Genomic DNA, 2188 nt, shown 5'->3' with positions numbered 1-2188 from the left:
ATCTATCGCAAATATCGGCGGATGATTTCATCTTTGGCTGATGGCGGCGGTTGCCTTTGTCCCGTGCGTTTGACAAGACACGCCGGATATTCAAGCGGCGGCGGGGCATCGGTGCGATGAAACTTTTGATGGTGGGGGCTGGTCTGTCAGGTGCGGTTCTGGCGCGGGAATTGGCCGTTGCCGGGCATCAGATCACGGTTATTGATCAACGCGGCCATATTGCAGGTAATTGCCACACCGAGCGGGATGCAGAAACCGGCGTTCTGGTGCATGTTTATGGGCCGCATATATTCCACACCGATGATGCGCAGGTTTGGAATTATGTGCAGCGGTTTTCCTCCTTCAAACCCTACCTGAACCGGGTCAAAACCACGGCGCAGGGTGCTGTGTTCTCCCTGCCGATCAACCTGCACACCATCAACCAGTTCTACGGCCGCACCATGACACCAGATGAGGCCCGCGCCTTCATCGACGCGCAGGCCGATAAAACCATCACCGACCCCCAGACGTTTGAGGAACAGGCATTGCGCTTTGTCGGCCCCGATCTCTATGAGGCGTTTTTCAAAGGCTATACGATGAAGCAATGGGGCTGTTCGCCGCGTGAGCTTCCCGCCTCGATCTTGAAACGCCTGCCGGTGCGGTTCAATTACGACGACAACTACTTCGCCCATAAGTTTCAGGGGATGCCGGAGGATGGCTATACCCCGCTGGTTGCCCGCATCCTGGACCATCCGGCCATTGACGTGCATCTGAACACAGCCTTCACCCCCGATCTGGCAGCACGTCACGATCATGTCTTCTGGAGCGGGGCGTTGGATGGTTATTTTGGCAACCGCCTTGGTCGGCTTGGCTACCGGACGCTGGATTTCAAGCGCAGCGTGGGCCACGGCGATGTGCAGGGCTGTGCCGTAATGAACTACGGCGACACGGATGTCCCATGGACCCGGATCACCGAACACAAGCATTTCTCGCCTTGGGAGGTGCATGAAGGCACGGTCTGCTATCACGAATATGCCCGCGCCTGCGACGAGGGGGATATTCCTTATTACCCGATCCGTCTGGTACAGGAAAAAGCCCTGCTGAGTGATTATATCACCTTGGCCAAAGCGACGGGCGGCGTCACCTTTGTCGGGCGGTTGGGCACCTATCGTTACCTTGATATGGATGTGACCATCCGCGAGGCGCTGGATACCGTTGAGACGTTCAGCGCCGCCCTTGCCGCAGGGCAAACCCCGCCGGTTTTTGCGGTGAACCCGCTTTAAGGGCTTAGTATTCTTCCGGCCCCGAAAACTTGCGGCCAATGCTGTCATAGGCGGTGAACCCTGCGCGCCGCGCGTCCTGCGCGGAATAGATATTGCGCAGATCGGCCAGTCGCGGTGTTTCCATCTTGCGGGCAAGGCGCTTGAGATCCAGCGCGCGAAACTCATTCCATTCGGTCAGGATCACCAGTAAATCAGCATTATTTGCGGCCTTATACGGATCGTCGGCCCAAGTCACACCGGGTAGCAGAGCCTCACCTTCATGTCGGCCCTGAGGGTCCACTGCCCGAACCCGCGCGCCGCCCCCCACCAAAGCGGGGATGATCGTCAGGCTGGGGGCGTCACGCATGTCATCGGTGTTGGGCTTGAAGGTTACGCCCAGTACGGTGATGGTCTTGCCGTTGAAACTGCCATCACACAGATCCAGCAACTTGTCGATCATCCGGCGCTTGATCTCATCATTCACCTTGATCACGGTTTCCGTGATTTGCATCGGCACCGCATGATCTTGCCCCATCCGTGCCAAAGCGCGGGTATCTTTGGGAAAGCAGGAACCGCCGTAACCGGGGCCGGCGTGCAGGAATTTGTTGCCGATGCGCCCGTCCATACCCATGCCCTTCGACACCTGTTTGATATCGGCGCCCACTTTTTCGCAAAGTGCCGCGATTTCATTGATAAAAGTGATCTTGGCTGCCAAAAATGCGTTGGCGGCGTATTTGATCATCTCGGCGCTTTCCAGATCGGTGACGACAATTGGAAAATCGCGCAAGTAAAGCGGCCGGTAGATATCGGCCATCACCTGTGCTGCACGGTCGGTTTGCACGCCCACGACCACGCGGTCCGGCTTCATGAAATCATCAATCGCCGCACCCTCACGCAGAAATTCGGGGTTGGAGGCCACATCAAATTCGAACGCCGGATTGGCCTTT

General features: G+C 57.4%; 2 protein-coding genes. One reads left to right on the top strand and one right to left on the bottom strand.

The window, feature by feature from the left end:
• Positions 1 to 116: 116 nt before the first annotated feature.
• Positions 117 to 1262, top strand: a complete 1146-nt coding sequence (gene glf, locus L0H65_RS18800) for a UDP-galactopyranose mutase (RefSeq protein ID WP_301460725.1) — start codon at positions 117 to 119, stop codon at positions 1260 to 1262.
• A 4-nt stretch (positions 1263 to 1266) separates the two neighbouring features.
• Here the strand turns inward: glf and L0H65_RS18795 are convergent.
• On the bottom strand, positions 1267 to 2188 hold a 922-nt coding region (locus L0H65_RS18795; protein WP_301460724.1), incomplete at its 5' end, for a UDP-glucose/GDP-mannose dehydrogenase family protein.

The organism is Pseudorhodobacter sp. (assembly GCF_030452865.1).
GTDB lineage: Bacteria > Pseudomonadota > Alphaproteobacteria > Rhodobacterales > Rhodobacteraceae > Pseudorhodobacter.
Note: the sequence above shows the minus strand (reverse complement) of the source record. Positions and strands in the feature narration are given on the sequence as shown.